General features: G+C 65.8%; 19 protein-coding genes and 1 pseudogene. 9 read left to right on the forward strand and 11 right to left on the reverse strand.

Going from position 1 to position 24,709, the window contains the following annotated elements; all coding sequences use genetic code 11:
- The first annotated feature begins 206 nt into the window (after positions 1-206).
- Both ACIPZ5_RS03290 and ACIPZ5_RS03295 read left to right on the forward strand, forming a co-directional pair.
- Positions 207-1,418, forward strand: coding sequence for an acyl-CoA dehydrogenase family protein (locus ACIPZ5_RS03290; protein ID WP_400806635.1), 1,212 nt, complete (start codon positions 207-209; stop codon positions 1,416-1,418).
- Positions 1,415-2,797 carry an MFS transporter gene (locus ACIPZ5_RS03295; protein ID WP_400806638.1) on the forward strand — a complete coding sequence of 461 codons (1,383 nt, stop codon included), beginning with the start codon at positions 1,415-1,417 and terminating at the stop codon, positions 2,795-2,797. The genes ACIPZ5_RS03290 and ACIPZ5_RS03295 overlap by 4 nt, the downstream gene beginning before the upstream one ends.
- A 139-nt stretch (positions 2,798-2,936) precedes the next feature.
- Here the strand turns inward: ACIPZ5_RS03295 and ACIPZ5_RS03300 are convergent, their stop codons facing one another.
- The 4 genes from ACIPZ5_RS03300 to msuE form a co-directional block, all read right to left on the reverse strand.
- Positions 2,937-3,329 carry a hypothetical protein gene (locus ACIPZ5_RS03300; RefSeq protein WP_400806640.1) on the reverse strand — a complete coding sequence of 131 codons (393 nt, stop codon included), beginning with the start codon at positions 3,327-3,329 and terminating at the stop codon, positions 2,937-2,939.
- 114 nt (positions 3,330-3,443) lie between these two features.
- Complete coding sequence (gene sfnR, locus ACIPZ5_RS03305) at positions 3,444-4,544, reverse strand: sigma54-dependent transcriptional activator SfnR (RefSeq protein WP_313714082.1); 1,101 nt, start codon at positions 4,542-4,544, stop codon at positions 3,444-3,446.
- Positions 4,545-4,553: 9 nt separating this feature from the next.
- Positions 4,554-5,738 (reverse strand): acyl-CoA dehydrogenase family protein, encoded by a 1,185-nt coding sequence (locus ACIPZ5_RS03310; protein ID WP_313714083.1) that lies wholly within the window; start codon positions 5,736-5,738, stop codon positions 4,554-4,556.
- A gap of 9 nt (positions 5,739-5,747) precedes the next feature.
- Complete coding sequence (gene msuE / locus ACIPZ5_RS03315) at positions 5,748-6,308, reverse strand: FMN reductase (RefSeq protein ID WP_343595315.1); 561 nt, start codon at positions 6,306-6,308, stop codon at positions 5,748-5,750.
- A 590-nt stretch (positions 6,309-6,898) separates the two neighbouring features.
- On the opposite strand from msuE, the gene ACIPZ5_RS03320 reads away from it, so the two are divergent.
- Positions 6,899-8,386, forward strand: coding sequence for an aldehyde dehydrogenase family protein (locus tag ACIPZ5_RS03320; protein ID WP_400806645.1), 1,488 nt, complete (start codon positions 6,899-6,901; stop codon positions 8,384-8,386).
- Between the two features lie 59 nt (positions 8,387-8,445).
- Here ACIPZ5_RS03320 and ACIPZ5_RS03325 read toward each other — a convergent pair whose 3' ends face one another.
- The 4 genes and pseudogenes from ACIPZ5_RS03325 to ACIPZ5_RS03340 form a co-directional block, all read right to left on the reverse strand.
- Positions 8,446-9,294: an ABC transporter permease gene (locus tag ACIPZ5_RS03325; RefSeq protein ID WP_400806646.1), complete on the reverse strand. Its 849-nt coding sequence runs from the start codon at positions 9,292-9,294 to the stop codon at positions 8,446-8,448.
- Positions 9,291-10,307 carry an ABC transporter substrate-binding protein gene (locus ACIPZ5_RS03330; protein ID WP_400806649.1) on the reverse strand — a complete coding sequence of 339 codons (1,017 nt, stop codon included), beginning with the start codon at positions 10,305-10,307 and terminating at the stop codon, positions 9,291-9,293. Before ACIPZ5_RS03330 ends, ACIPZ5_RS03325 begins: the two co-directional genes overlap by 4 nt.
- A gap of 83 nt (positions 10,308-10,390) precedes the next feature.
- Positions 10,391-11,146, reverse strand: coding sequence for a methyl-accepting chemotaxis protein (locus tag ACIPZ5_RS03335; protein WP_400806696.1), 756 nt, complete (start codon positions 11,144-11,146; stop codon positions 10,391-10,393).
- Between the two features lie 102 nt (positions 11,147-11,248).
- Positions 11,249-12,535: pseudogene (locus ACIPZ5_RS03340) on the reverse strand (HAMP domain-containing protein); the annotation flags it as partial.
- Between the two features lie 486 nt (positions 12,536-13,021).
- Between ACIPZ5_RS03340 and ACIPZ5_RS03345 the strand changes: the two are divergent.
- Positions 13,022-14,341, forward strand: coding sequence for a Na+/H+ antiporter family protein (locus ACIPZ5_RS03345; protein WP_400806651.1), 1,320 nt, complete (start codon positions 13,022-13,024; stop codon positions 14,339-14,341).
- Between the two features lie 4 nt (positions 14,342-14,345).
- On the opposite strand, the gene ACIPZ5_RS03350 is transcribed toward ACIPZ5_RS03345, so the two are convergent.
- The 3 genes from ACIPZ5_RS03350 to ACIPZ5_RS03360 form a co-directional block, all read right to left on the reverse strand.
- On the reverse strand, positions 14,346-15,353 hold the full coding sequence (locus tag ACIPZ5_RS03350; protein ID WP_343595328.1) for a FecR family protein: 1,008 nt from the start codon (positions 15,351-15,353) through the stop codon (positions 14,346-14,348).
- 161 nt (positions 15,354-15,514) lie between these two features.
- Positions 15,515-17,284, reverse strand: a complete 1,770-nt coding sequence (locus ACIPZ5_RS03355; RefSeq protein WP_400806655.1) for an acyl-CoA dehydrogenase C-terminal domain-containing protein — start codon at positions 17,282-17,284, stop codon at positions 15,515-15,517.
- Between the two features lie 18 nt (positions 17,285-17,302).
- A complete protein-coding gene (locus ACIPZ5_RS03360; protein ID WP_400806657.1) occupies positions 17,303-18,925 on the reverse strand; it encodes an acyl-CoA synthetase in 1,623 nt (540 codons plus the stop codon).
- A gap of 194 nt (positions 18,926-19,119) precedes the next feature.
- On the opposite strand from ACIPZ5_RS03360, the gene ACIPZ5_RS03365 reads away from it, so the two are divergent.
- From ACIPZ5_RS03365 to ACIPZ5_RS03385, 5 genes are all read left to right on the forward strand, one after another.
- Positions 19,120-20,526, forward strand: coding sequence for a sensor histidine kinase (locus tag ACIPZ5_RS03365; protein ID WP_400806659.1), 1,407 nt, complete (start codon positions 19,120-19,122; stop codon positions 20,524-20,526).
- Between the two features lie 12 nt (positions 20,527-20,538).
- Entirely contained in the window at positions 20,539-21,168 is a 630-nt protein-coding gene (locus ACIPZ5_RS03370; RefSeq protein WP_400806661.1) for a response regulator transcription factor, read from the forward strand.
- A gap of 113 nt (positions 21,169-21,281) precedes the next feature.
- Entirely contained in the window at positions 21,282-21,755 is a 474-nt protein-coding gene (locus ACIPZ5_RS03375) for a MarR family transcriptional regulator (protein WP_343595338.1), read from the forward strand.
- 30 nt (positions 21,756-21,785) lie between these two features.
- Complete coding sequence (locus ACIPZ5_RS03380; protein WP_400806664.1) at positions 21,786-22,979, forward strand: HlyD family efflux transporter periplasmic adaptor subunit; 1,194 nt, start codon at positions 21,786-21,788, stop codon at positions 22,977-22,979.
- Entirely contained in the window at positions 22,976-24,511 is a 1,536-nt protein-coding gene (locus ACIPZ5_RS03385; protein ID WP_400806667.1) for a DHA2 family efflux MFS transporter permease subunit, read from the forward strand. Before ACIPZ5_RS03380 ends, ACIPZ5_RS03385 begins: the two co-directional genes overlap by 4 nt.
- Positions 24,512-24,709 lie beyond the last annotated feature (198 nt).

A 24,709-nucleotide genomic window follows, 5' to 3' on the forward strand; every position in this document is an offset into this window, starting at 1 on the left:
GTGGGAGCCGCGCTTGCCGGCGATGGGCCGCGAAGCGGCCCCACGATTTCAAGGTTGTTGCATAAATTGCTGGGGCCGCTTCGCGGCCCATCGCCGGCAAGCGCGGCTCCCACACGGATCGCGCCAGATTCTAGAAATTGAGCAAGACAGCTGCTCCCACAAGGCCCGGGTCACCTAAACGAAAGATGTACTTAAAGGACTGAACCATGACCACATTTCAACGTTTCCCCACCCAGACGCCTGCGACCGACGTCGTGCAACTGAAGGCCCGCATCGTTGCCTTGTTGCCCGCTATCGGCGAAGGCGCCGCGCAACGTGAGCGCGAACGCCAGCTGCCCCACGAAGCCATCGCCCAGCTCGCGGCCGCAGGGCTTTACACCGTGCGAATCCCGCCCCAGTACGGCGGCCCCGGCGGCACGGTCAGCGATGTGATCGAACTGCTGCTGCAGATTGCCTCGGTCGATTCCAACGTGGCCCAGGCCTTGCGCCCGGGCTTTGCCTTCATCGAAGGCCTGCTGGCCGCCCAGGCCGAGGGCGCAGAGCAAGAGCGCGAGCGCTGGTTTGCCCGCTATCTGCAAGGCGCCGTTATCGGCAATGCCGGCTGGGAACTGGGCGGCGCCAACGGCTCGATCGCTGCACGGCTGGTCCGCGAGGGCGAGCATTACCGTGCCAACGGCAGCAAGTTCTACAGCACCGGCGCATTGTTCGCCGACTATGTCAGTGCGGTGGCGCTGGATGAGGACGAGCAACCGGTTTCGTTCATCCTGCCACGCGACCGCGAGGGCCTGGAGCTGGTCGACGATTTCGATGCCATGGGCCAGCGCCTGACCGCCAGCGGCACCACGCACCTGCGCAACGTGCGGGTGGAGGCCAGCGAGCTTCGCACGCGCACCGTGGAGGAGGGCAAGCGTACGATCGTCACACCGTTCCTGCAGCTGTTCCTCGGCACCGTGCTGGCCGGCATCGCCCGCAACGCACTGGACGATGCCACGCGCTTCGCCCGCGAGCATGCCCGGCCGATCAAGCACAGTACCGCCAGCCGTTCGGTGGATGACCCCTACGTGGAGCTGTCGGTAGGCGATATCGCCGCCCGTGCCTATGGCGCCGAGTCCCTGGTGCTCAAGGCCGCCGCCAGCATCGACAAGGCCTGGGCCACGCAGCTGGATGAAGCCGCCGTCGAACAGGCCGCCATCGAGGTCGCGCAGGCTCAGTATCTGGTGGCCGAGCTGGCGCTCAAGGCGGCCGAAACCTTGTTCGATGTCGGCGGTGCCTCCACCACCGGCCGCCAGCACAACCTTGACCGGCACTGGCGCAACGCCCGCACCGTGGCCAACCACAACCCGCGCCAGTGGAAGGCGGCGGTGGTGGGCGCCTGGCAGCTCAAAGGCACCCGTCCGCCCGTCTCGGGGCTGTTTTGACCGCCCAACCGGCCTTGCTGGCCGGGCATCTGCAAAGCCCCAAGGTGCCGGTGATCATCGGCGCCGCGCTGTTCATGGAACTGCTCGACAGCACGGCGGTGATGACTGCCTTGCCGCAGATGGCCGCCGATTTCGGCGAGCCAGGGCTGCGCATGAACCTGGTGGTGTCGCTCTACATGCTTGCCCTGGCGCTGTGCGTGCCGGTCAGCGGCTGGGCCGCCGAACGCTTTCGCCCGCGCCAGGTGATGTTGCTGGCGATGGGCTTGTTCACCAGTGCCTCGCTGGCCTGTGCCCTGGCCGAGACGCTCTGGCAGCTGTGCGTGGGGCGCATGCTGCAGGGCGCGGCGGGTGCGTTGATGACGCCCGTGGGGCAGGTCATCATCCTGCGCTGGTCAAGCCGCGAACAATTGCTGCAAGCGATGTCATGGCTGGCCTTGCCGGCCCTGGTCGGGCCCTTGATCGGGCCACTGCTCGGCGGGCTGCTGGTGACGGTGCTGTCGTGGCACTGGATCTTCCTGGTCAACCTGCCGATCTGCCTGGTCGGCTGTTGGCTGATCCTGCGCTATGTGCCGGACTATCCGGCACGACGGGTGCCGCCGCTGGATGTGCGCGGGCTGCTGCTCAGTGGTGGCGCCTTGGCCATGCTGGTGTTCGGCCTGGAGTCGCTGGGGCTGGGGCAACTGCCACCGGCCTGGGCGCTGGCGCTGGTGGCCGCGGGCCTGGCCTGCGCCTTGGGTTACCTGCTGCATGCGCGGCGCCACCCCAGCCCACTGGTCGACCTGTCGCTGTTGCGCCTGCGCAGTTTCGGCCTGGCCCAGGCCGGCGGCGGGCTGTTTCGCCTGGGTTCGGCGGCGCAGCCGTTCCTGATCGTATTGCTGTTGCAGAACTGCCTGGGCATGAGCCCGCTGGCGGCCGGTTGGCTGGTGGTCAGCGGTGGCGTGGGGGCGTTGCTGATGAAGCTGCTGGCCGTGCCATTGGTACGGCGCTACGGCTATCGACGGGTGCTCAGTTGCAATGCTGTGCTCAGCGCGGCGGGGATTGCCCTGTGTGCCGGCTTCGATCGCGACACCGCGGTGTGGCTGATGGCGGTCGTGCTGTTCGCGGCGGGCCTGGTGCGGTCACTGCAATTCTCGACCTTGGGTGCTGCCAGTTACCAGGATGTACCCGGTGATCGCTCGGCGGCGGCCAGCTCGCTGTCGGCGATGTCGGTGCAGTTGACCATGGCCATGTCGGTGAGCCTGGCCGGGGTGCTGCTGGGGCTGTTGGCCGGGCTGGACGGGCGCAGTGAAACCTCGGTAGCCGACATCGCCACCGTGATGCTGCTGTGCGCTGGCGTGTGCGGGGCTTCCAGCCTGGTGTTCCGGCGTTTGGCGGGTTGATTGTGCGGATGACCGGCTGGTGACAGGTGAAGCGGCGGGCTACGCTCAGAGCTCAAGAAACATTCTGTAACAGTGCGACTCCATGCGGAGGCTCATCATGCTCAGGAAATGCTTGTTGGCTTTGGCTATCGGCGCAGTGCTATCGGCTTCGGCAGTGTTGCTGCCTGACTCGCTCGGCGGCGCGTCCAGCGCGTATGCGAAGGATGGCGGTGGTGGTGGCGGAGGAGGCGGTGGCGGCCACGGCGGAGGCGGCGGTGGCAGCGGCGGTGGTGGTGGCCATGGCGGTGGAGGTGGTGGCAGCGGTGGCGGTGGCAGTGGCGGTGGCAGCGGGCACAGTGGCGATGGCGGCGCCAGCTCGGGCCGTAGCGGCGCGGATGACGGCGGCAATCACGAAGCCAACCACGAAGCCAATCATGAAGCCAATGAGGCGGGTGATGATAGCGGTGCAGGGCAGGGCGCGGATGACGGGGCCGATCACGATGTCGGGGATGATCGCGGCGTCGATCGGTACTGAGCTTTGAGTTACCTGCACTGGCCTCTTCGCGGGTAAACCCGCTCCCACAGATACGGCCCCGACATCAGCCATGGTGCAGTACCTGTGGGAGCGGGCTTGCCCGCGAAGAGGCCGGTACTGGAGATACCCAGCTCAGATGGATAACCGCACCACCCGGTTATCCAGCACCTGGGGCTCCTGAGCCCGGCGCTTGTTCACCACCAGCTCCCCGATCGCGATCAGCCGGGTACGCGTGACGTTGCGCGACAACCCCAGCAACTGCGCGGTATGCACCTGGTTGTAATGGCAGAAGTGGTACGCCGAGCGCAGCAGGGCATTCTCGACCTTCTCGTACAAATCCCCGGGCTGTTCCTCGTACAACCGGCTGAACGCCTGTTGCAGCAGGTCCTCCACGCCGTGGTTCGCCGGCTCATCCTCCTGGCGATCCAGGCGCAGGTTGGACAGGCGCAGGTCCTGCGCCTGCACCAGCCCGTCGCCGCAGGTCAGCAGGCTGTGGTGGATGACGTTCTCCAGCTCGCGAATGTTGCCTGGCCAGCTGTACTCGACCAGTTTGGCCTGGGCCTTGGGGCTCAGGTCCACCGGCCCATAGCCCAGCCGTTCGCTGTAGCTGCGGATGAAATGCCGGGCCAGCGGCAGGATATCCCCCGGCCGGTCGCGCAGTGGGTGCAACTGCAGGGTCACCACGTTCAGCCGGTAATACAGGTCCTCCCGGAAGTGCCCGGCGTTGATCGCTTTCTCCAGCTGCACGTTGGTCGCCGCCAGCACCCGCACATTGATCGGGATGCTCTTGCGCGAGCCCAGGCGCACCACTTCACGCTCTTGCAACACGCGCAGCAGCTTGACCTGAATCGGCAGCGGCAGGTCACCGATCTCGTCGAGGAACAACGTGCCGCCGTTGGCCTCTTCGAACCAGCCGGCCTTGGCCGCCAGAGCGCCGGTGAAGGCGCCTTTCTCATGGCCGAACAGTTCGGCCTCGACCAGCGACTCGGAGAACGCTCCGCAGTTCACCGCGATGAACGGGCCGTTGCGCCGGCCGCTGAGGTTGTGGATGTGGCGCGCGACCAGCTCCTTGCCCGTGCCGGTTTCGCCAATGATCAGGACGCTGGCCTCGCTGGGGGCGACCTGTTGCAGGTGGGCGAGCAGCGCCTGCGACCTGGGGTCTTCGAAGACCTGTGCGGTCGCCCTGATCGAGGTAGCCAATGTCGGTGACGGGGGGAGGGTCAGCAGTTGCATGAGCGATCCTTAGGAATAGAAGGATGGGGCGGGGCGCTTGCCGCCGAGGGCCCACTCGCCGAGCTCGTGGATACGGTAATCCACCGGGTCGTGCAGGGTTTGCGTCCTCAGGTTGCGCCAGTGGCGGTCGAAGCGCAGCGAGGCATGGGTGGCGCGGGCGCCGGTCACCTCGAACAGGCGGTTGCAGATGTCCAGGCCGTGGCGCGTGGCCGCGACCTTGGCGGTGCCGATGGCCAGGGCCAGGTCACCGCGCTCCTCGGCGCTCAGCGCCTGCTCCTTGGCCCAGGCACTGTCGAGTTGGCGGGCCGCGCGGGCGATCAGCAGGCGCACGCTCTCCAGGCCCACCCAGAACTCACCGTAGTGGCGCAGCACGTAAGGGTCTTCGGCGCTGCTGGCAGCGCTGGAGCGGAACCACGGCCGGCTTTCCTTGAGGCTGTACTGGCGCGCTTCGTCAAAGGCACCTTCGGCAATACCGAGGAACAGGTTGGCGAAGTGCAGCTGGGCGATCAGCGGGCGCAGGGCGGCGAAGGGGGTGCTCAACGGGCCGGGGTCGAGCAGCAGTTCGCTGTGCTCGACCCGCACCCGTTCGAAGGTGGCGCTGCCACTGTCGGTCTGGCGCTGGCCGATGTTGTTCCAGTCGTTGTGCAGGGTGATGCCGGTGCGCCCGCTGGGGATGGCGGCGATCAGCAGCTTGCCGCCAGCACGCTCGTCCACTGCCGAAGCGATCAGCATTTCCGAGTCGCTGGCACCGGAGCAGAAGCTCTTCTTGCCCGAGAACTCGCACCAGCCGTCGAAGTGCTTGACCACGGTGCGGGTGTCCAGCGGATTGAGTGCATTGCCCCAGAACCAGTGCTTGCGGGCGGTCTGCTCGAACCAGGGTTGCCACTGGTCAGGGCGCGAGAACAGGCGCACGGTGGCCAGCATCAGGTGATGGAAGCCAAACACGTGGGCGATCGAACTGTCGACCCGGGCGAACTCACGCACCACCTCGAAGGTGTCATGCCAGTTCGCACCCTGGCCGCCGAACGCCTGAGGGATCACCAATGACAGCAAGCCGCTGCTGCGCAGGGCATCGCGTTCGGCCTTGGGCGTACCACCGCGCTCGTCGCGCTCCACTGCGGTCTGGGCGAACTGTGTGGCCAGTTCGCGCGCGACCGCCAGCGCCGGGCGGGCGGCATGCAAAGGTGCATTCATGGCGGTTCCTCAGGCGCTTTGACGGAGTGCGTGATGGGCGCCGAACAGCGGCACGGCACGCTCGGCGGCCAGGCGGATGCGTGCGCCAAGGGCATCGCTGGAAACCTGGTAGTCGGCCAGCTCGGCCTGGCTGGCATACACGCCGATTGGCAGGGTCAGGGCCTGCAGGAAGCTGAACAGCGGGCGCAGCTGGTGGTCGAGCACCAGCGCGTGGCGTTCGCTGCCACCGGTGGCGGCGAGCAGCACCGGGGTATCAACCAGCGCGTCCTGGCCGATCAGGTCGAACAGGTGCTTGAAGTGGCCGGGGAAGCTGCCGCGGTAGACGGGGGCCGCAACCACCAGCAGGTCGGCTTTTTCCACCAGGCGCAGCTGTTGCTCCACGGTGTCGGGCAGTTCGCTGCGCCACAGCGCGGCACCTAGTGGGCGGGCGATGTCGCCCAGTTCGATCAGGTGTGGCTTGATGTGCAGGTGCTGGCCGAGTTCGGCGAGGATGGCCTCGGTCAGGGCCAGGGTGCGCGATGGGCGGGTGGTGCCGCCGGACAGGGCTACGACGTTCAGTGGGGTGCTCATGGGCAGGTCTCCGGTTCTTGTTGAGCGGGGGACTTTGCTTGAGCAATCGTCGTGCCGAGTTATTAATTTGTTGTAGATCAACAGGTTGCGAATTTCAGGGCGCTACCGGTGTTGCCTTGTGGGCGTTGATTGTTGATCAGGTGTTGCGCTGCAGACAGTTGGCCGGGTGTTGGCGGCTGTACAGTTGGGAGAGTTATAGCGGAATTGATTTTGGTTAAAAAAGAATAAGAATTTATATTCTTATGCGATTTTATTTTTTATCGTCGCGGTAGGGTGTCGGGGGCACACAGGTGTCTGCCTTTAGATGTTCTGCGCTTATGAGATCGAGCGCCGCGCGGGCGGCGCTCGATCTCACAGGCACAGAACATCTGAAGGCATAAAAAAGCCCGCTGACCGAGCGGGCTGAAGGGTACAACGCTTGCGTGATTCAGTGAACGCAGTGTGCCCACCGGCCCGGCGTGGCGATTTGCCCTGCGTGACATTCTCTTGAAGCTGCCTGACAAAACGCCGTGCGGGGCTGGCAGGCGAGTGGGCGGGCGTTTGAAGATCGGCCGACACACCTTTGTGCACTGCCATCCAGGAGTCATGTCATGAGCGATATCCAGCTGTTACCTGCCGTGGTCGAGTTCCTCGCCAGGCCCCATGGCCATTTTATCGAGGGCCAGTACCTGGCGGGTGAGGCGGGGCCGTCGATCGCTATCCATGACCCCTCCAGCGGCGCGGTCATCGCCCGGGTTGCCGAGGCCAGCGACGCCGAGGTCGAACGTGCGGTGCGCAGTGCGCGGCACGCCTTCAAGGGGGCCTGGGCCGAGGCGTCGCCGTATCAGAAAGGTGTGGTGCTGAACCGCCTGGCCGACCTGATCGAGGCCAATGCCGAAGAGCTGGCGCAGCTGGAAACCCTGTGCTCGGGCAAGTCGATCAACCTTACCCGCGGCCTTGAGATCGCCCAGAGCGTGGTGTTCCTGCGCTACTTTGCCGGTTGGGCGAGCAAGATCACCGGGCAGACCATGACACCGTCGATCCCGTCGTTCGCCGGCGAGCGCTACACCGCCTTCACCCTGCGCGAGCCGGTGGGCGTGGTGGCGGGGATCGTGCCGTGGAACTTCTCGGTGATGATCGGCATCTGGAAGATCGCCTCGGCGCTGGTCACCGGTTGCACCGTCATCATCAAACCCAGCGAGTTCACCCCGCTGACGTTGCTGCGCATCGCTGAACTGGCCGTCGAGGCCGGTGTGCCGGCGGGCGCGCTCAACGTGCTGAACGGCCGTGGGCAGGCCGGGCAGCGGCTGATCGAGCACCCGGACGTGGCCAAGGTGGCCTTCACCGGTTCGGTACCGACGGGCATCGCCGTGGGCAAGGCGGCCATGGCGGCCAACCTGACCCGCGCCACCCTGGAACTGGGCGGCAAGAATGCCGCGGCACTGCTGGCCGATGTCGATGTCGACGGCGCGGTGGCCGGCATCGTGCAAACGGCCTACGTGCACCAGGGGCAGGTCTGCGCATCGCCAGAGCGCCTGTACGTGCACCACAGCAAGGTCGAGGAGTTCACCCGCAAGCTGGGCGCGGCGCTGGGGCAGATGAAGATCGGCTCGGCACTGGACCCAGAGGCGCAGTTCGGGCCGCTGGCCAATGCTGCGCACCTGCAGAAGATTCTCGGCTTCTTCGAGCGGGCGCGGGCCAACAACACGGTGGTGTGTGGTGCCAGGGTGGTTGACCGGCCGGGGTATTTCGTCGAGCCGACCGTGGTGCTGGCCAACGGTGCCAATGACCCGTTGCTGCATGAGGAAACCTTCGGGCCGATCGTCTGTGTGCTGCCGTTCGATAACGAGCAGGAACTGGTCGAGCTGATGAACGACAGCCCGTATGGCCTGACCGCCAGCCTGTGGACCAACGACCTGTCCAAGGCGCTACGGCTGATCCCGCAGATCGAGGCCGGTACGGTGTGGGTCAACATGCACACTTTCCTCGACCCGGCGGTGCCGTTTGGCGGGACCAAGGCTTCCGGGGTGGGGCGAGAGTTCGGCAGTGCGTTCATCGAGGACTACACCGAATTGAAGTCGGTGATGATCAGATACTGAACTGACGCGGACTCTTGTAGGAGCGGCCCCGGCGAGGCCGCTCCTACACACAATCACGTTTACCGGGTGCTGCGCCCATAGGCCTGGCTGATGCGGTCGATCACCATCGCCAGCGCGACGATGGCCAAGCCCGCTTCCACCCCTTGGCCGACATTAAGTGTCTGAATCCCGGCCAGCACATCCTCGCCCAGCCCTCGGGCACCGATCATCGAAGCCACCACCACCATCGACAAGGCCATCATCACCGACTGGTTGAGCCCGGCCATGATGCTCGGCAACGCCAGCGGCAGGGCGATGCGCCGCAGCCGCTGCCAGCGGCCGGCGCCCAGGCCATGGGCGGCCTGCAGCAATGAGGGGTCGATCTGGCTCAGGCCCAGCTCGGTCAGCCGCACCAACGGTGGCAAGGCATAGATCAAGGTGGCGAACACCGCCGGCACCTTGCCCAGGCCGAACAGCATCAGCACCGGGATCAGGTAGACGAAGGCCGGCAGCGTCTGCATCACGTCCAGCACCGGCAACAGCATGCGCCGGGCCAGTGGGCGGGTGGCCAGGAGTATGCCCAGCGGCACGCCGACCAGCACACACAGGCCGGTACTGACCAGCACCAGCGCCAGGGTCTGCAGCAGTTTGTCCCACAGCCCGAGCATGCCGATGAACACCAGCAGCGCGACCAGCACCACGCTGCGCAGCAGGCTGCGGCTGGCGTGCCAGGCGAGCAGGCCGACCAGCAGCAACAGCAGCCACCAGGGCATCAGGCGCAGCAGGTTCTCCAGGCCGACCAGCACTTGCAGCAGCTGGTCGGAGACACTGCGCAGGTGGTCGCCATAGTGCAGCACCAGCCAGTCGACCAGGCGGTTGATGGTGTCGGCGAAGGACAGTTGCAGGGCTTGGGGGAAGCCCGTGTTCACAGGCTGGCCTCGACCTTGGCGGCCACGTCAGCCGGAAGCCAGGCCTTCCACACAGCCGGGTTGGCGCGCAGGAACGCCTTGGCGGCATCCGCGGGCGGCTGGCGTTTTTCGTTCATTTCAGCCAAGGCCTTGTTCAACCGGTCGATGGGCAGGTCTACCTTCTCGAATACCGCCACCAGGTCCGGGTAGCCATCGCGAAACGCCTTGGACACGCCGACCGACAGCTTGGCCGGCAACGACTGGCTGCCTATCGGGTTGGGGTTCTTCGCGTCGGTCAGGGTGGCCCACGCGGCCGCGTCGAATGGCGGCTCCTGCAGGCGCACCAGTTTGTAGCGGCCAATCAGCGGGGTGGGGCTCCAGTAGTAGAACAGCACCGGCTGGCCACGGCGGATGGCTGAACTGATCTCGGCATCCAGCGCGGCGCCCGAGCCACTGCGGAAGTTGTTGTACAGGCCGTCGAGGCCATAAGCCTTGAGCTTCTGACTATTGACGGTCTCCGAGGTCCAGCCGCTGGGGCTGTTGAGGAAGCGGCCTTTTTCAGGCGCTTCGGGGTCGCTGAACACCTTGGGATAGCGCTTGAGGTCTTCGACGCTGCTCAGGTCTGGGGCCAGCGGCTTGAGGCCGCGGTCCGGATCGCCCTCGATCACGTAGGCCGGGACCCACCAGCCTTCCTCGGCGTTCTTCACCGTATCGCCCAGGGCGAACACCTCGCCGGCCTGTTCGGCCTTGACCCAGGCGGGGCTGCGCCCGGCCCATTCCTCGGCGATTACCTGCAGGTCGTTGCGCGCCAGCGCCACCTCCATGCTCACGCTGCTGCCAGGGAGGGTGTCGGTGGGGTAGCCGTAACCGTGCTCGACGATGTGGCGCAGGATTTCCGTGGTCAGGGCGCCGCTTTCCCAGGTGATGGCGCCGAAGTGGATGGGCTTGCCAGCTTCTGCCGATGCGGCGCTGTCGGTACTGGCCAGGCCGATGGTGAGCAACAGGCCGGCCAGCAGCGCAGGGATTTTCTTCATGGGGAGCCTCGTCGGTTACTGCTCTTGCGTTGCGGGCAAGTGTAGACGAGGTGGGTTTCGGGGCCGCGCACGGCCCCGGCGGGTCAGACGCGGAACTGGTCCATCAGCGCCTGTTGCTGGTTGGCCAGGCTGTTCAGCGACTGGCTCACCCGCGCCGATTCGTTGGCCTGCCCGGACAGCGACTCGGTGACATCGCGGATGGTCGCGACGTTGCTGTTGATCTCTTCGGCGACTGCGCTCTGTTCTTCGGCGGCCGACGCGATCTGCAGGTTCATGTCGGTGATCACGCTCACCGCCTGGCCGATGCGCTGCAACGCGGTAACCGCCTGGCCGACCTGCTCGACACCGCCCTGGGCCTGGCGGTGGCTGCTGTCCATGGCACCGACCACTTCACGGGTACCGGTCTGCAGGGCTTCGATCACCTGGCGGGTTTCTTCCACCGATTCCTGGGTGCGCTGGGCCAGGTTGCGCACTTCGTCGGCGACCACGGCAAAGCCGCGGCCGGCCTCACCGGCGCGGGCCGCTTCGATGGCGGCGTTGAGCGCCAGCAGGTTGGTCTGCTCGGCGATCGAGCGGATCACCTCGAGCACCGAGCCGATCTTCTCGCTGTTCTGCGCCAGGCCTTCGACTTCGGCCATGGCGCTGCTCATGTCGGCGGCCAGGGCATCGATGCTGTTCGTGGTACGGTCGATCACCGCCAGGCCTTCGCGGGTGGCCTGGTCGGCGTCGCGTGCAGCCTGTGCGGCCTGGGCGGCGCTGCGGGCGACGTCCTGGGCGGTGGCGCTCATTTCGTGGGAGGCGGTGGCCACCTGGTCGACCTGGCGGTACTGCTGCTCCATGCCGGCACTGGTCTCGCTGGCGATGGCCGAGGACTGGTCGGCGGTGCCGCGGGCGGCCTGCACCGAGCGCTTTACCTCGGCGATGGTCGGTTGCAGCTTGTCGAGGAAGCGGTTGAACCAGCCGGCCAGCTCGCCGAGTTCGTCGCGCTTGTCGTAGGTCAGGCGGCGGGTCAGGTCGCCTTCGCCGCTGGCGATGTCCTTGAGCATGGCGGCGACGCCGAGGATCGGCTTGGTCACGCCACGCGCCATCAGCCACACCAGCAGCAGGCCGGCGATCGCCGCGGCCAGGCCCAGGCCCAGCTCCAGCAGGGTGCCGCTGGTGTTCAGGGTGTCCAGCTCTTGCTTGAGGGCTTCGGCGGGGCCGGTCAGGGCGTTTTCCGGCACGTCCAGCAGCACGCCCCAGGGTTGGGCGCCGGGAATCGGTTCGAAGGCGGCCAGCACTTTCAGGCGCGCCTGATCGTGCAGGGTGGTCAGCTTGCCCGCGGCCAGCTTGCGCACCAGCTCGGCGCCCTGGCGCGGGTCGACCTGGTCGAAACGCTGGGCCAGCTTGCTGGCGTCGGCGCTGTAGCCGGCCAGCAGGCCGACCGGGCTGAGGATACCGACCGTGGTGCGGCCTTCGTAGAGGCTGCGGCTGGCGTCCTGGCTCAGGGCCTGCAGGCTGTTGAGGTTGATGTCGATAGAGAGGGTGGCAATGATCTTGCCGTTGACCGCCAGCGGGAAGACGATGCTGGTCATCAGCACGCGCTGGCCGTCGATGTCATAGAAGTACGGCTCCACCACGCAGACCTTGCCGGTGCTGCGCGGGCAGTTCCACCAGGTATTGGCCGGCTGGCCGCTGGGGCCGATCTCGGTGTTGGCCATGTCGTGTTCGGGCAGGGCCATGGCGGTCAGCTGGCCGGCGCGCGGTTGCGACCAGTACAGGGCGAAGCGCCCGGTTTCGTTGCTGCCCAGTTCGGCTTTGCCGGCGAACAGGCTGTCCTTGTTGTCCAGCGCATTGGGCTCGAACACCAGCGACAGGCCGAGCAGGTCGGGGTTGGCCTGCAGCGCGGCGCGCACCTGGCGGGTCATGTCTTCGCGCAGGTCGAAGGCATCGAGGAAGCGTTTTTCCGCCTGTTCGCGCAGGAACAGCACCTGGCGCGAGAAGCCCGCACCGTATTGGTAGGCATCCATGAACTGGCGGCGGATGTTCAGGGCCTGGACTTCACCTTGCGACTCGATACGCGACTGCGCGGCCTCGGTGAGCATCTGCATGCTGCTGGCCTTGACCAGGTCCGAGCTGTGGTCCATGCGGTACAGCGAGAGGCCGACGAGGAGGGTGACGATGCCGGCGAGGCAGAGACCGGCGAGCAGGGTAATTTTCCACTGGATGGAAAGTTGTCGCAAAGGCATGGGGGGAATCCCTTTTTTTGGCAGTCAGGGTTTGGCGGTGGGGCTGGAAGGTGTTTGCCTTGAGGGTTGCGGCGCCTGTGAGATCGAGCGCCGCCCGCGCGGCGCATCGCGGATAAATCCGCTCCTACATTTGTTGCAACGTGCCGAACCTGTTACGCCATGGTTGCCAGCCTTGGCGCATGTCTTGAGTCGTGCAAACCGGCTGACAACCATGGCCTGACAGGCATGGCCACGTTGCAACAAATGTAGGAGCGGATTTATCCGCGATGCGCCGCGCGGGCGGCGCTCGGTCTCACAGGCGCTGAATACCTCAAGGCAAGCACCTTCCAGCCTCCCCCCTATATCGGCCCCGCCGATTTTTTCTTTATTCAAACATTCAATTTAAAATTACAGCGAAATACGCCGCAATATGGCGCTTTTGACATATCCCTCCCACTCCGTCAGAGTGCGCGCTTTTTTGTCTGCCGCTATGAGGAACCCCAAACCATGAATGCAGTGATCGCCGCGGTCGGCATCATGCTGATACTCAGCCTGTCCCGTGTGCATGTGGTCATCGCCCTGATCATCGGCGCCCTGGTCGGTGGCCTGGTCGGCGGCCTGGGGATAGAAGGCACACTCAAGGCCTTCAACGGCGGCCTCGGTGGCGGTGCCACGGTGGCACTGTCCTATGCCTTGCTCGGCGCCTTCGCCGTAGCCATCGCCAAGTCCGGCCTGGCCCATGCCATGGCCGACCGTGCGCTGAACATGATCGACCGCCAGGGCCATGCCAACGGCGGCAAGGTCAAATGGCTGCTGATCGGCCTGATGCTGGTGGTGGCGGTGTCGTCGCAGAACATCCTGCCCATCCATATCGCCTTCATCCCGCTGCTGGTGCCGCCGCTGCTGTACGTACTGACGCGCCTGCGCATCGACCGGCGGCTGATCGCCTGCGTCATCACCTTTGGCCTGATCACCCCGTACATGTTCCTGCCGGTGGGCTTTGGCAACATCTTCCTCAACGAGATCCTGCTGGCCAACGTCGCCCGTGCCGGGGTCGATGTCAGCGGGGTCAACGTCACCCATGCCATGGCCATCCCGGCCGCCGGCATGTTCGCCGGCCTGCTGCTGGCGGTGTTCATCAGCTACCGCAAGAAGCGCGACTACGACCTGGCGCGCATCGAGCAGGTCGAGCAGGTCAGCGTGCAGTACAACCCGATGACCCTGCTGGTGGCGGGGCTGGCGATCGCCGCTGCATTCATCGTGCAGCTGTGGCTGGACTCGATGATCATCGGCGCCATGGTCGGCTTTCTGATCTTCTCGCTGTCGGGCATCGTGCGCTGGAAGGACACCGACGACCTGTTTACCGAAGGCATGAAGATGATGGCCATGATCGGCTTCATCATGATTGCCGCCTCGGGCTTTGCCGATGTGATGAAGGCCACCGGTGAGGTCAGGAGCCTGGTCGAGACCTCGGCGCAATGGATCGACCACAGCAAGGGCATTGGCGCCTTGCTGATGCTACTGGTGGGGTTGCTGGTGACCATGGGCATCGGCTCGTCGTTCTCGACGGTGCCGATCCTGGCGGCGATCTTCGTGCCGCTGTGCGTGCAGCTGGGCTTCGACCCGCTGGCCACAGTGTGCATCGTCGGTACCGCAGGGGCCTTGGGCGATGCCGGCTCGCCGGCTTCGGACTCGACCCTTGGCCCGACCTCCGGGCTGAACGTGGATGGCCAGCACCACCATATCTGGGACACCGTGGTACCCACCTTCATCCACTACAACCTGCCGCTGCTGGCGTTCGGCTGGCTGGCGGCGATGACGCTGTAGGGCGTCAGCCCTTGTCGGGCGGTGGTGAAATGCTGTTGAGGACGGTGCTGCCGTCCTTGCTGCGGGTCAGGTAGATCGGCAGCACCTTGGGCAGGTTGTCCACCAGCCGCCCGACCTCGCGGGTGTTGTAGATGCCGCTGATACGGATGCGCCCGGTGCCGGGGTCGGCCAGCAGCAGCGGGGCGTCGAGGTAGCGGTTGATTACCGGCAGGGCCTGTTCCAGGCTCAGGTTGTCGAGCACCAGCTTGCCGTTACGCCAGGCCAGGCTGTTGTCGTAGTCGCTGTTTTCGGCCAACTGCGGCTCGAAGTCGCCGGTGTGGTAGCTGGCCTGCATGCCAGGGCCAAGGCGGTAGCCGCCCGCGCTGCCATCACTGCTGACCAGCACCGAACCTTCTACCAGCGTGACCTTGACCTGGTCCTGGTACTTCCACACATTGAACTGGGTACCGGTGACGCGGGTCTGGCCACGGCCGGCGCGGACGATGAACGGGTGGCTGCTGTCGTGCTGCACCTTGAAGAACGCCTCGCCACGCTTGAGCGTGACCTGGCGCTGGTCCTTGTAGTTGAGGTAGGTCAGTTCGGTGTGGAGGTTGAGCTCGACCGTGCTGCCGTCGCTCAACTGCACGGTCTGCATGTCGTTGCCCGCTTCGAAATGCTGGTAGTGGTTGGGCAGCCAGCCTTGCTCCCAACCCACCCACCCAGCCAGCGGCAGCACCAGCAGGGCCAGCGCCGCAGCCGACGCCAGTGGCCGCCAGTTGCGTGCCCGCGGCGCATGCCGGGCAGGCGTGTTGAAGTCGATGACCGTGGCGGTGCGCGGCAAGTGGTCGGCGGTTTGCCAGATTTCCAGCATCGCCTGGTATTCCTCGGCGTGACGCGGGTCGGCCGCCAGCCAGCGGGCGAACGCTTCACGTTCGACCAGCGTGCAATCGTCGGCATGCAGGCGCATGCACCAGTGCGCGGCGGCGTCGGTGATGGCATCGTCTGGGCTGGGATTGAGGCGGTCGTGGTTCATCGTGGCTCCGGGTTTTGCGTATTCTACCCCTGCAAAGGGGCTCCCGAGAACCGAGCTAATGGCGAATGACTATCAGTTGTGTGGGTTTTTCGTCGGTTTCGCAAGGGATTTCCAGCGTTTGAGAACGCTTCGCGGCAAGCGCGAAGCGCTCCCTTGCTGGCTCAGAACTGCTCGGCTGCCATCGCGTACAGGCTGGCGCTGCCGGCGCGGATGCTGGCATCCAGGGCCAGACTGCGCGGCAGCAGGCGCTGGAAGAAAAACGCCGCACAGGCCAGCTTGGCGCCATGGAAGGCCGGGTCGTCGGCCTGCCTGGCCTGGGCCACCGCCGCCATGCGCGCCCACATGTAGGCATAGGCGGTCAGGCCGAACAGGTGCAGGTATTCCACCGCCACGGCATTGACCAGGTTGGCGTCCTCGCCTGCCCGGGCGCGCAGCCATTCGCTGGTGGCTTCAAGGCGCGCCAGGCTGGCTTGCAGGGCTTCGCGGTGCAGCGCTGCCCCGGCACTGAAAGCCCGCACTTCGGCGGCGAAGCAGGCCAGGGCCTGGCCGCCATCGGCCAGCACCTTGCGCCCGAGCAGATCGAGGGCCTGGATGCCGTTGGTGCCTTCATAGATCTGCGCGATGCGCACATCGCGCACCCGTTGCTCCTGGCCCCACTCACGGATGTAGCCATGGCCGCCGAATATCTGCTGGCCAAGCACGCAGCTTTCCAGGCCGTTGTCGGTGAAGAACGCCTTGGCCACCGGGGTCAGTAGCGCGACCAGGCGCTGGGCATGCTCGCGCTCACCTGCGTCCTCGGCATAGCGCGCCAGGTCCAGCTGCTGGCCGACGTAGGCGGCGAACGCCCGGCCGCCTTCGGTGAAGGCGCGCATGGTCAGCAGCATGCGCCGCACATCACCGTGCTCGATGATCGGGTCGGCGGCCTTCTCTGATGCCTTCGGGCCACTGGCGGCGCGGCTTTGCAGGCGCTCGTTGGCATAGCGTGCAGCGCTCTGGTACGACGCTTCGGCGCAGCCGATGCCCTGGATGCCGATGGACAGGCGCTCGTAGTTCATCATGGTGAACATCGCCGCCAGGCCCTTGTTCGGCTCACCGACCAAATAGCCGATGGCACCGTCGAAGTTCATCACGCAGGTGGCCGAGGCCTTGATGCCCATCTTGTGTTCGATCGAGCCACAGTGCGCGGCGTTGCGCGGGCCGAGGCTGCCATCGGCGGCCACCTGGTACTTGGGCACCAGGAACAGCGAGATGCCCTTGGCCCCGGCAGGGGCGTCCGGCAGCTTGGCCAGCACCAGGTGGACGATGTTTTCGGTCAGGTCCTGTTCGCCACCGGTGATGAAGATCTTGCTGCCGCTGATGCGGTAGCTGCCGTCAGCCTGGGGCTCGGCGCGGCTGCGGATCAGCCCCAGGTCGGTGCCGGCGTGGGGTTCGGTCAGGCACATGGTGCCGGCCCAACGGCCTTCGTACAGTGGCGGCAGGTAGGTGGCCTTGAGCGTTTCGCTGGCATGGGCATCAATGGCCAGGCAGCTGCCGGCGCTCAGCGCCGAATACAGGCTGAAGCTGCAGTCGGCGGCGTAGAGCATTTCTTCGAACAGCACGCCGAGCATTTTCGGCATGCCCATGCCGCCGTACTCCGGGTTGCCGCCCAGGCCGACCCAGCCACCTTCTCGGTAGATCTGCCAGGCGTCGCGAAAGCCGGCCGGAGTGGTGACCTGGCCTGCCTCGAAACGCACGCCTTGCTCGTCGCCATTGCGGCTGAGCGGGGCGATCAGCTGGCCGGTGACCTTGGCGGCTTCTTCAAGAATGGCATCGGCGGTTTCGCCGTCGACGCGCTCGGCCAGGGCGGGCAGGCGCGCCCACAAGGCAGGGCCCTGAAACACGTCATGGAGGATGAAGCGCATGTCGCGCAATGGAGCGGTGTAGTCGGTCATATCAGGCTCGATAACGGTTCACAGGGCCTTGGCGCGGTCGCGCAGGACGTATTTCTGGATCTTGCCGGTGGAGGTCTTGGGCAGCTCGCCGAAAACCACGGTCTTCGGCACCTTGAACCCGGCCAGGTGCTCGCGGCACCAGCTGATGATGTCGCCCTCGCGGGTATGCTCGTGCCCAGGCTTGAGGGCGACAAACGCGCAGGGCGTTTCGCCCCACTTGTCGTCGGCGCGGGCCACCACCGCGGCTTCCAGCACGGCAGCGTGCTTGTACAGGGTGTCCTCGACTTCGATGGTCGAGATGTTCTCGCCACCGGAAATGATGATGTCCTTGAGCCGGTCCTTGATCTCGACATAACCGTCGGCATGCCACACGGCCAGGTCGCCGGTGTGGAACCAGCCACCGCGGAAGGCCTCGGCGGTGGCTTCGGGGTTTTTCAGGTAGCCCTTCATCACCGTGTTGCCGCGCATGAAGATCTCGCCCAGGGTGTTGCCGTCTTGCGGTACCGGTTGCAGGGTTTGCGGGTCGGCGACCATCAGGCCGTCGAGGGTGGGGTAGCGCACGCCCTGGCGCGACTTGATCCGCGCCCGCTCCTCCAACGGCAGGTCATCCCACGCTTCATGCCAGGCGCAGACGGTGACCGGCCCGTAGACCTCGGTCAGGCCATAGGTGTGAGTGACCCGGATGCCCATCTGCTCGACCGCGCCGATGACCTTGGCCGGTGGTGCAGCACCGGCGACCATGGCCTGCACCGGGTGTTCGATGGCGGCCTTGGCGGCTTCGGGCATGTTGACCAGGGCATTGAGCACGATCGGTGCACCGCACAGGTGGCTGACCCGGTGTTCGCGGATCAGGGTGAGGATCTTCTGCGGGTCGACCCGGCGCAGGAACACGTGGGTGCCGGCCAGCGCGGTGATGGTCCAGGGGTAGCACCAGCCGTTGCAGTGGAACATCGGCAAGGTCCACAGGTACACCGGGCGGTGGCCCATGGCCCAGGTCATCTGGTTGCCGATGGCGTTCAGGTAGGCGCCGCGGTGGTGATAGACCACGCCCTTGGGGTTGCCGGTGGTGCCCGAGGTGTAGTTCAGCGAAATCGCCTGCCATTCGTCTTCGGGCCATTCCCAGGCGAATGCCGGGTCGCCTTCGGCCAGCAGCGCTTCATAGTCGAGGTCGCTGACCGCACGGCCCTCGCCGTATTCAGGGTCATCCACATCGACCACCAGCGGCGGGTGTTCGAGCAAGGCCAGGGCAGCGGCGATCACCGTGTGGAATTCGCGGTCGGTGATCAGCACCTTGGCCTCGCCATGCTGCAGCATGAAGGCGATGGCTTCGGCATCCAGGCGCACGTTGAGGGTGTTGAGCACGGCACCGATCATCGGCACGCCAAAGTGCGCTTCGAGCATGGCCGGGATGTTCGGCAGCATCACCGCCACCGTGTCGCCGCGCCCGATTCCGCGCCCGGCCAGGGCGCTGGCCAGGCGCCGGCAGCGCTGGTAGGTCTGGCGCCAGTCGCGGCGAATGGCGCCGTGGATCACGGCAGGGTAATCGCCGTACACGGCGGCGGTCCGTTCGATGAAGCTCAGCGGGGTGAGGGCGACGTGGTTGACGGCAGCGGGCATCAGGCCCTGGGCGAAGATCGACATACGGTAGTCCTGTAGCGGAGGCAGACGCAGCCTGTGCGTGTGGCCCCCCGGTGGCTGATTGTTAGCTCTGATCAGGGTGCGGGCAGCGCGCCGATGGCCGCTTGCCCCTGTCGCAGTTTTACGCGAACCGCTATCGTAGATGGAATATCGACTATAGCAATATAGTAAAACTACTATAATAACGAGCACCGACAGTGGACCAGACCCTTTCACCCTTGCTCGCCAAGGACCCACAACCCAGCGCGCTGTTGGCCGCCGATGCCCGTGCGCTGGCAAGCAACCCGGCCTTGCAGGCGCTGACTGGCACTGACACGGCGCTGGCCGACTGGCTGCCGAGCAACTGCGCAGCGCTGGTGCGTGCCTGCCTGCGCCAGCACCGGGCAATCGCCGATGTGGAAAAACAGGTCGGCGAACGCATTCTGCTGTGGACCTTCATCCCCGATGACCAGGGCCAGCGGGTATTGGCCCGTTGCCGTGATGCCAGCGAAGAGCGCCAGGGCGCCCGTGAAGCCAGCCGCGCCCGGCGCCTGTATCGGCTGATCATCGAGAACACTACCGACCTGATTTCCCGGCACAGCCCGGACGGACGATTTCTCGACGCCTCGCCGGCCGCCTACCGCCTGCTCGGCCTGTGGCCAGAGCAGTTGCGCGGCATGCCGGTGCGGGCCTTGCTGCACCCGCGCGAGCGGCGCCAGGTGCTGCGCCAGGCCGCCGCAGCCCTGGACCAGGATGGTTACCACACCATGACCTGCCGCGTGCGGCATGCAGACGGCGGTTATCGCTGGTTCGAGATCGCCAGCCGGGCGATCCGCGAGACCTACACCGGCGCCGTGGTGGAGGTGGTCAGCGTGTCGCGTGACATCACCCTGCGCATCGAGGCCCAGGAGAACCTGGCCCACAGCGCCCGGCTCGCCACCCTGGGCGAACTGGCGTCGGGGATCGCCCACGAGATGAATCAGCCGCTGGCGGCGGTGGTCAACTATGCCAATGCCAGCCAACGCTACCTGCAAGGCCTGGAGCGCGACCCGCAGGCGCGTGAACGGGTCGGCCAGGGCCTGCAACGCATCACCGAGCAGGCGACCCACGCCGCCGAGGTGATTCGCCGCCTGCGTGCCTTTCTGCGCAAGGGGCCGCGGCGCCTGCAAGCGGTGGAGGTGGCCGAGGTTGCCGCCGAAGCCATGCGCCTGTGCGCCTGGGAGGCGGCACGCGACCAGGTCGCTGTCGAACTGCGCATCGGCGGGCCATTGCCGGCGGTGTTCGCCGACCGGGTATTGCTCGAGCAAGTGCTGCTCAACCTGCTGCGCAATGCCATCGAAGCCAACCGCGAGCAGCACGCTGCGCAGCCGTCACGTATCCTGCTCGGCGCCGTGCGCGAGGGCGACGGGGTGCTGATCGAGGTCGCCGACCAGGGACCGGTCGTGGCCGCCGAGCGCCTGGATGAGATCTTCACCCCGTTCAGTACCAGCAAGGCCGATGGCCTGGGCCTTGGCCTGAGCATGAGCCGCAGCCTGATCGAAGGCTTTGGCGGCAGCCTTTGGGCGCGTGCGGGTGAGGCCGGTGGGCTGGTGTTGTGCTGCCGTCTGGCAGTGAACCGAGGATAAGGAGAGGGCAGGGTGCAAGCCAAGGTGTATGTGGTCGACGACGACCAGGGGATGCGTGATTCGACCGTGTGGTTGCTGGAGTCGGTAGGCCTGCAGGGCGTGCCGTTCGCCAGCGGCCAGGCGTTTCTCGATGCCTGTTTGGACGATGGGCCGGCCTGCGTGCTGCTCGATGTGCGCATGCCCGGGCTGGGCGGCATGGCGGTGCAGCAGGCATTGCGCGAGCGCGGCCTGCAGATCCCGGTGATCTTCGTCAGCGGCCATGCCGATGTGCCGATCGTGGTGCGGGCATTCAAGGCCGGGGCGAGCGATTTCATCGAAAAGCCCTACAGCGACCAGTTGCTGCTCGACAGTGTGCAGGCAGCACTGGAGCGGGCTGGGCAGGCGCGCCAGGACGACCTTGCGCTGGCCGCGGTGCAGGCACGCCTGGATGCCCTGACGCCCCGCGAGCGCGACGTGTTCGTGCCGCTGGCCCAGGGCCTGAGCAACCGCGAAATTGCCGAGCGGCTGGGCATCAGTGTGAAGACCGTGGACCTGTACCGGGGGCGGGTGATGAAGCGCTTGCAGGCGGGCAGCCTGGCCGAACTGGTAGGCATGGCGATTGCCTGCCGGGCAGTGCAGGCACTGGGTTTGCGCGCGCTGTGAAACGTCGCCGGCAACGGCCGTTTCATGAATATTTGCATAGCCCCCTAATCAAAGCTTTGACATTCACTGCCTAGGCAGTAATATTTTTAAACAATTGCTTGAGCAGACCGCCGATGTCCCATTTCACCCCGGAAAATTTCCAAACCTGCGCCATTGGCATGCTGTTGGGCCGTGCGGCGATCCTCAAGGACCGCATTCTCGACTGGCACCTCGAATCGGAGGGCGTCACCGCCGCACAGTTCAAGGTGCTGATCATCGTCACCCAGTACGAGGTGGATACCCCGGCCGAACTGTGCCGCTTCCTGGGCCTGGACAGCGGTTCGATGACCCGCATGCTCGACCGCCTCGAGCAGAAGGGCCTGATCCTGCGCAACCGCTGCGCCGATGACCGCCGCCAGGTGCGCCTGGCATTGACCGCCGATGGCCAGCGCCTGGCCGACCGCCTGCCAGAGATCGGCGCGGCGGCGATGAACGAACTGGTCGGCGTGCTGCAGCCAGACGAGCTGAAGACCCTCGAAGGTCTGCTGGCCAAGGTTCTGCTGGGTGCCGGCGACCCGCTGACGATCCGCCGCTTCGGCGATCGTTGATCCCTGTTACGCATATTCCAAGGTATTGTGATGGCCACTCCCGCAGACACCTCAACTCCCTCCACCGACGCGCCCGCGTCGGGCAAGCGCAAGGCCTGGCTGCTCGGCCTGCTGCTGCTGGTGCTGCTCGCCGGTGCCGGCACCTGGGCTTGGTACAGCCTGGTCGGGCGCTGGCACGAAAGCACCGACGACGCCTACGTCAATGGCAACGTGGTGGAGATCACCCCGTTGGTGACCGGCACCGTCACCAGCATCGGCGCCGATGACGGCGACCTGGTGCATGCCGGCCAGGTGCTGTTGCAGTTCGACCCCTCCGACAGCGAGGTGGCCCTGCAGTCCGCCGAGGCCAAGCTTGCCCGCACGGTGCGCCAGGTGCGCGGCCTGTACAGCAACGTCGACTCGCTCAAGGCCCAGCTGGAAACCCGCCAGGCCGAGCTGCAGAAGGCCCAGCAGAACTACAACCGGCGCAAGGTGCTGGCCGACAGCGGCGCCATCGCCGCCGAAGAGATCTCCCATGCCCGTGATGACCTGACCGTGGCTCAGGCCGCTGTCAACAGCGCGCGCCAGCAACTCAACACCAGCACTGCACTGGTCGACGACACCGTGGTGTCCTCGCACCCTGAGGTGATGGCGGCCGCGGCGGACCTGCGCCAGGCCTACCTCGACCACACCCGCACCACCTTGGTGGCGCCGGTGACCGGCTATGTCGCCAAGCGTACCGTGCAGCTCGGCCAGCGCCTGCAGCCCGGCACCGCGACCATGGCGGTGATCCCGCTGGATGAAGTGTGGATCGACGCCAACTTCAAGGAAACCCAGCTGCGCGACATGCGCATCGGCCAGCCGGTGGATATCAGCGCCGACCTGTATGGCAGCGAGGTCAAGTACAGCGGCACGGTCGACAGCCTCGGCGCCGGTACCGGCAGCGCCTTCGCCCTGCTGCCGGCGCAGAACGCCACCGGCAACTGGATCAAGATCGTCCAGCGCGTGCCGGTACGCATTCACCTGAGCCCTGACCAGCTCAAGGACCACCCGCTGCGCATCGGTCTGTCCACCGTGGTCGAAGTCGACCTGCACGACCAGAGCGGCCCGACCCTGGCCCAGCAGCCACCGCAGCAGGCCAGCTACACCACCCAGGTGTATGACCGCCAGCTGGTCGAGGCCGACGACCTGATCGCCCGGCTGATCCACGAAAACAGCGCCACTGGCAAGACGGCCCAGCGATGAGCAACAACGCCCCGGCCCAGTTCACCCCGCCGAGCCTGCTGCTGACGACCATCGGCCTGTCGCTGGCGACCTTCATGCAGGTGCTCGACACCACCATCGCCAACGTGGCGCTGCCGACCATTTCCGGCAACCTGGGGGTGAGTTACGAACAGGGCACCTGGGTGATCACCTCGTTCGCGGTGAGCAACGCCATTGCCTTGCCACTGACCGGCTGGCTGAGCCGGCGCTTTGGCGAAGTGAAGCTGTTCATCTGGGCCACGTTGCTGTTCGTGCTGGCCTCGTTCCTTTGCGGTGTGGCGCAGTCGATGCCAGAGCTGGTGGGCTTTCGGGTGTTGCAGGGGGTGGTGGCCGGGCCGTTGTACCCGATGACCCAGACCTTGCTGATTGCCGTGTACCCACCGGCCAAACGGGGCATGGCCCTGGCCTTGCTGGCGATGGTCACGGTGGTGGCGCCGATTGCCGGGCCGATACTGGGTGGCTGGATCACCGACAGTTACAGCTGGCCGTGGATCTTCTTCATCAACGTGCCGATCGGCCTGTTCGCCGCTGCCGTGGTGCGTCAGCAGATGCGCACGCGGCCGGTGGTCACCAGCCGCCAGCCGATGGACTATATCGGCCTGCTGACGCTGATCGTCGGCGTGGGCGCGTTGCAGGTGGTGCTGGACAAGGGCAATGATCTGGACTGGTTCGAGTCGTCGTTCATCATTGTCGGCACGTTGATTTCGGTGGTGTTCCTGGCGATCTTCATCATCTGGGAGCTTACCGACCGTCACCCGGTGGTCAACCTGCGGCTGTTCGCCCACCGCAACTTTCGCATCGGCACCATTGTGCTGGTCGGTGGCTACGCGGGGTTCTTCGGCATCAACCTGATCCTGCCGCAGTGGTTGCAGACGCAGATGGGCTATACCGCCACCTGGGCAGGTTTGGCCGTTGCGCCGATTGGGCTGTTGCCGGTGATCATGTCGCCGTTCGTGGGCAAGTACGCACACCGCTTCGACCTGCGGGTGCTGGCGGGGCTGGCGTTTCTGGCGATCGGTAGCAGCTGCTTCATGCGCGCAGGCTTCACCAGCGAGGTGGACTTCCAGCATATCGCCCTGGTGCAGTTGTTCATGGGGATTGGCGTGGCGCTGTTCTTCATGCCGACCTTGAGCATTTTGCTGTCGGACCTGCCGCCGCATCAGATTGCCGATGGCTCGGGCCTGGCTACGTTCCTGCGCACATTGGGGGGGAGCTTTGCGGCTTCGTTGACGACGTGGATCTGGATTCGTCGGGCAGATCAGCATCATGCGTATTTGAGCGAGCACATCAGCCAGTTTGATCCGGCGACGCGGCATACGCTGGAGCAGATGGGGGGGGCGAGTGCGCAGCATTACGCGCAGCTGGAACAGATCGTCAATGCGCAGGCGTACATGATGTCGACGGTGGATTACTTCACCTTGATGACTTGGGTGTTTGCCGGGTTGATATTGCTGGTGTGGTTGGCCAAGCCGCCGTTTACGGCGAAGGCCGGGCCGGCCTCGGCGGGGCATTGAAAGAGTAGCGTTGCTCTTGCTCTTGCTCTTGCTCTTGCTCTTGCTTTGGCTTCTAAGCGCGCGATAGTTCAGGCGACACAGAGTGCGACTTCAGGAGGCCGAACGCAGGCGTCTGGAGGGCCAGGGTGCGTAGCACCCCTTCGGCGTAGCCGAAGGCGCGAGATGTAGACTTGCGCAGCAAGTCGTAGGCCGCGCGGG

This window comes from Pseudomonas sp. NPDC089428, from assembly GCF_044749325.1.
GTDB lineage: Bacteria > Pseudomonadota > Gammaproteobacteria > Pseudomonadales > Pseudomonadaceae > Aquipseudomonas.

Bases quoted from the DNA above. Each gene is read 5' to 3' on its own strand.
- ACIPZ5_RS03290 (WP_400806635.1), top strand. From the start codon at position 207: ATGACCACATTTCAACGTTTCCCCACCCAGACGCCTGCGACCGACGTC.
- ACIPZ5_RS03330 (WP_400806649.1), bottom strand. From the start codon at position 10,307: ATGAAGAAAATCCCTGCGCTGCTGGCCGGCCTGTTGCTCACCATCGGC.
- ACIPZ5_RS03345 (WP_400806651.1), top strand. From the start codon at position 13,022: ATGAATGCAGTGATCGCCGCGGTCGGCATCATGCTGATACTCAGCCTG.
- sfnR (WP_313714082.1), bottom strand. From the start codon at position 4,544: ATGCAACTGCTGACCCTCCCCCCGTCACCGACATTGGCTACCTCGATC.
- ACIPZ5_RS03310 (WP_313714083.1), bottom strand. From the start codon at position 5,738: ATGAATGCACCTTTGCATGCCGCCCGCCCGGCGCTGGCGGTCGCGCGC.
- ACIPZ5_RS03350 (WP_343595328.1), bottom strand. From the start codon at position 15,353: ATGAACCACGACCGCCTCAATCCCAGCCCAGACGATGCCATCACCGAC.
- ACIPZ5_RS03320 (WP_400806645.1), top strand. From the start codon at position 6,899: ATGAGCGATATCCAGCTGTTACCTGCCGTGGTCGAGTTCCTCGCCAGG.
- ACIPZ5_RS03335 (WP_400806696.1), bottom strand. From the start codon at position 11,146: ATGGAGCAGCAGTACCGCCAGGTCGACCAGGTGGCCACCGCCTCCCAC.
- ACIPZ5_RS03385 (WP_400806667.1), top strand. From the start codon at position 22,976: ATGAGCAACAACGCCCCGGCCCAGTTCACCCCGCCGAGCCTGCTGCTG.
- ACIPZ5_RS03360 (WP_400806657.1), bottom strand. From the start codon at position 18,925: ATGTCGATCTTCGCCCAGGGCCTGATGCCCGCTGCCGTCAACCACGTC.
- ACIPZ5_RS03380 (WP_400806664.1), top strand. From the start codon at position 21,786: ATGGCCACTCCCGCAGACACCTCAACTCCCTCCACCGACGCGCCCGCG.
- ACIPZ5_RS03375 (WP_343595338.1), top strand. From the start codon at position 21,282: ATGTCCCATTTCACCCCGGAAAATTTCCAAACCTGCGCCATTGGCATG.
- ACIPZ5_RS03355 (WP_400806655.1), bottom strand. From the start codon at position 17,284: ATGACCGACTACACCGCTCCATTGCGCGACATGCGCTTCATCCTCCAT.
- msuE (WP_343595315.1), bottom strand. From the start codon at position 6,308: ATGAGCACCCCACTGAACGTCGTAGCCCTGTCCGGCGGCACCACCCGC.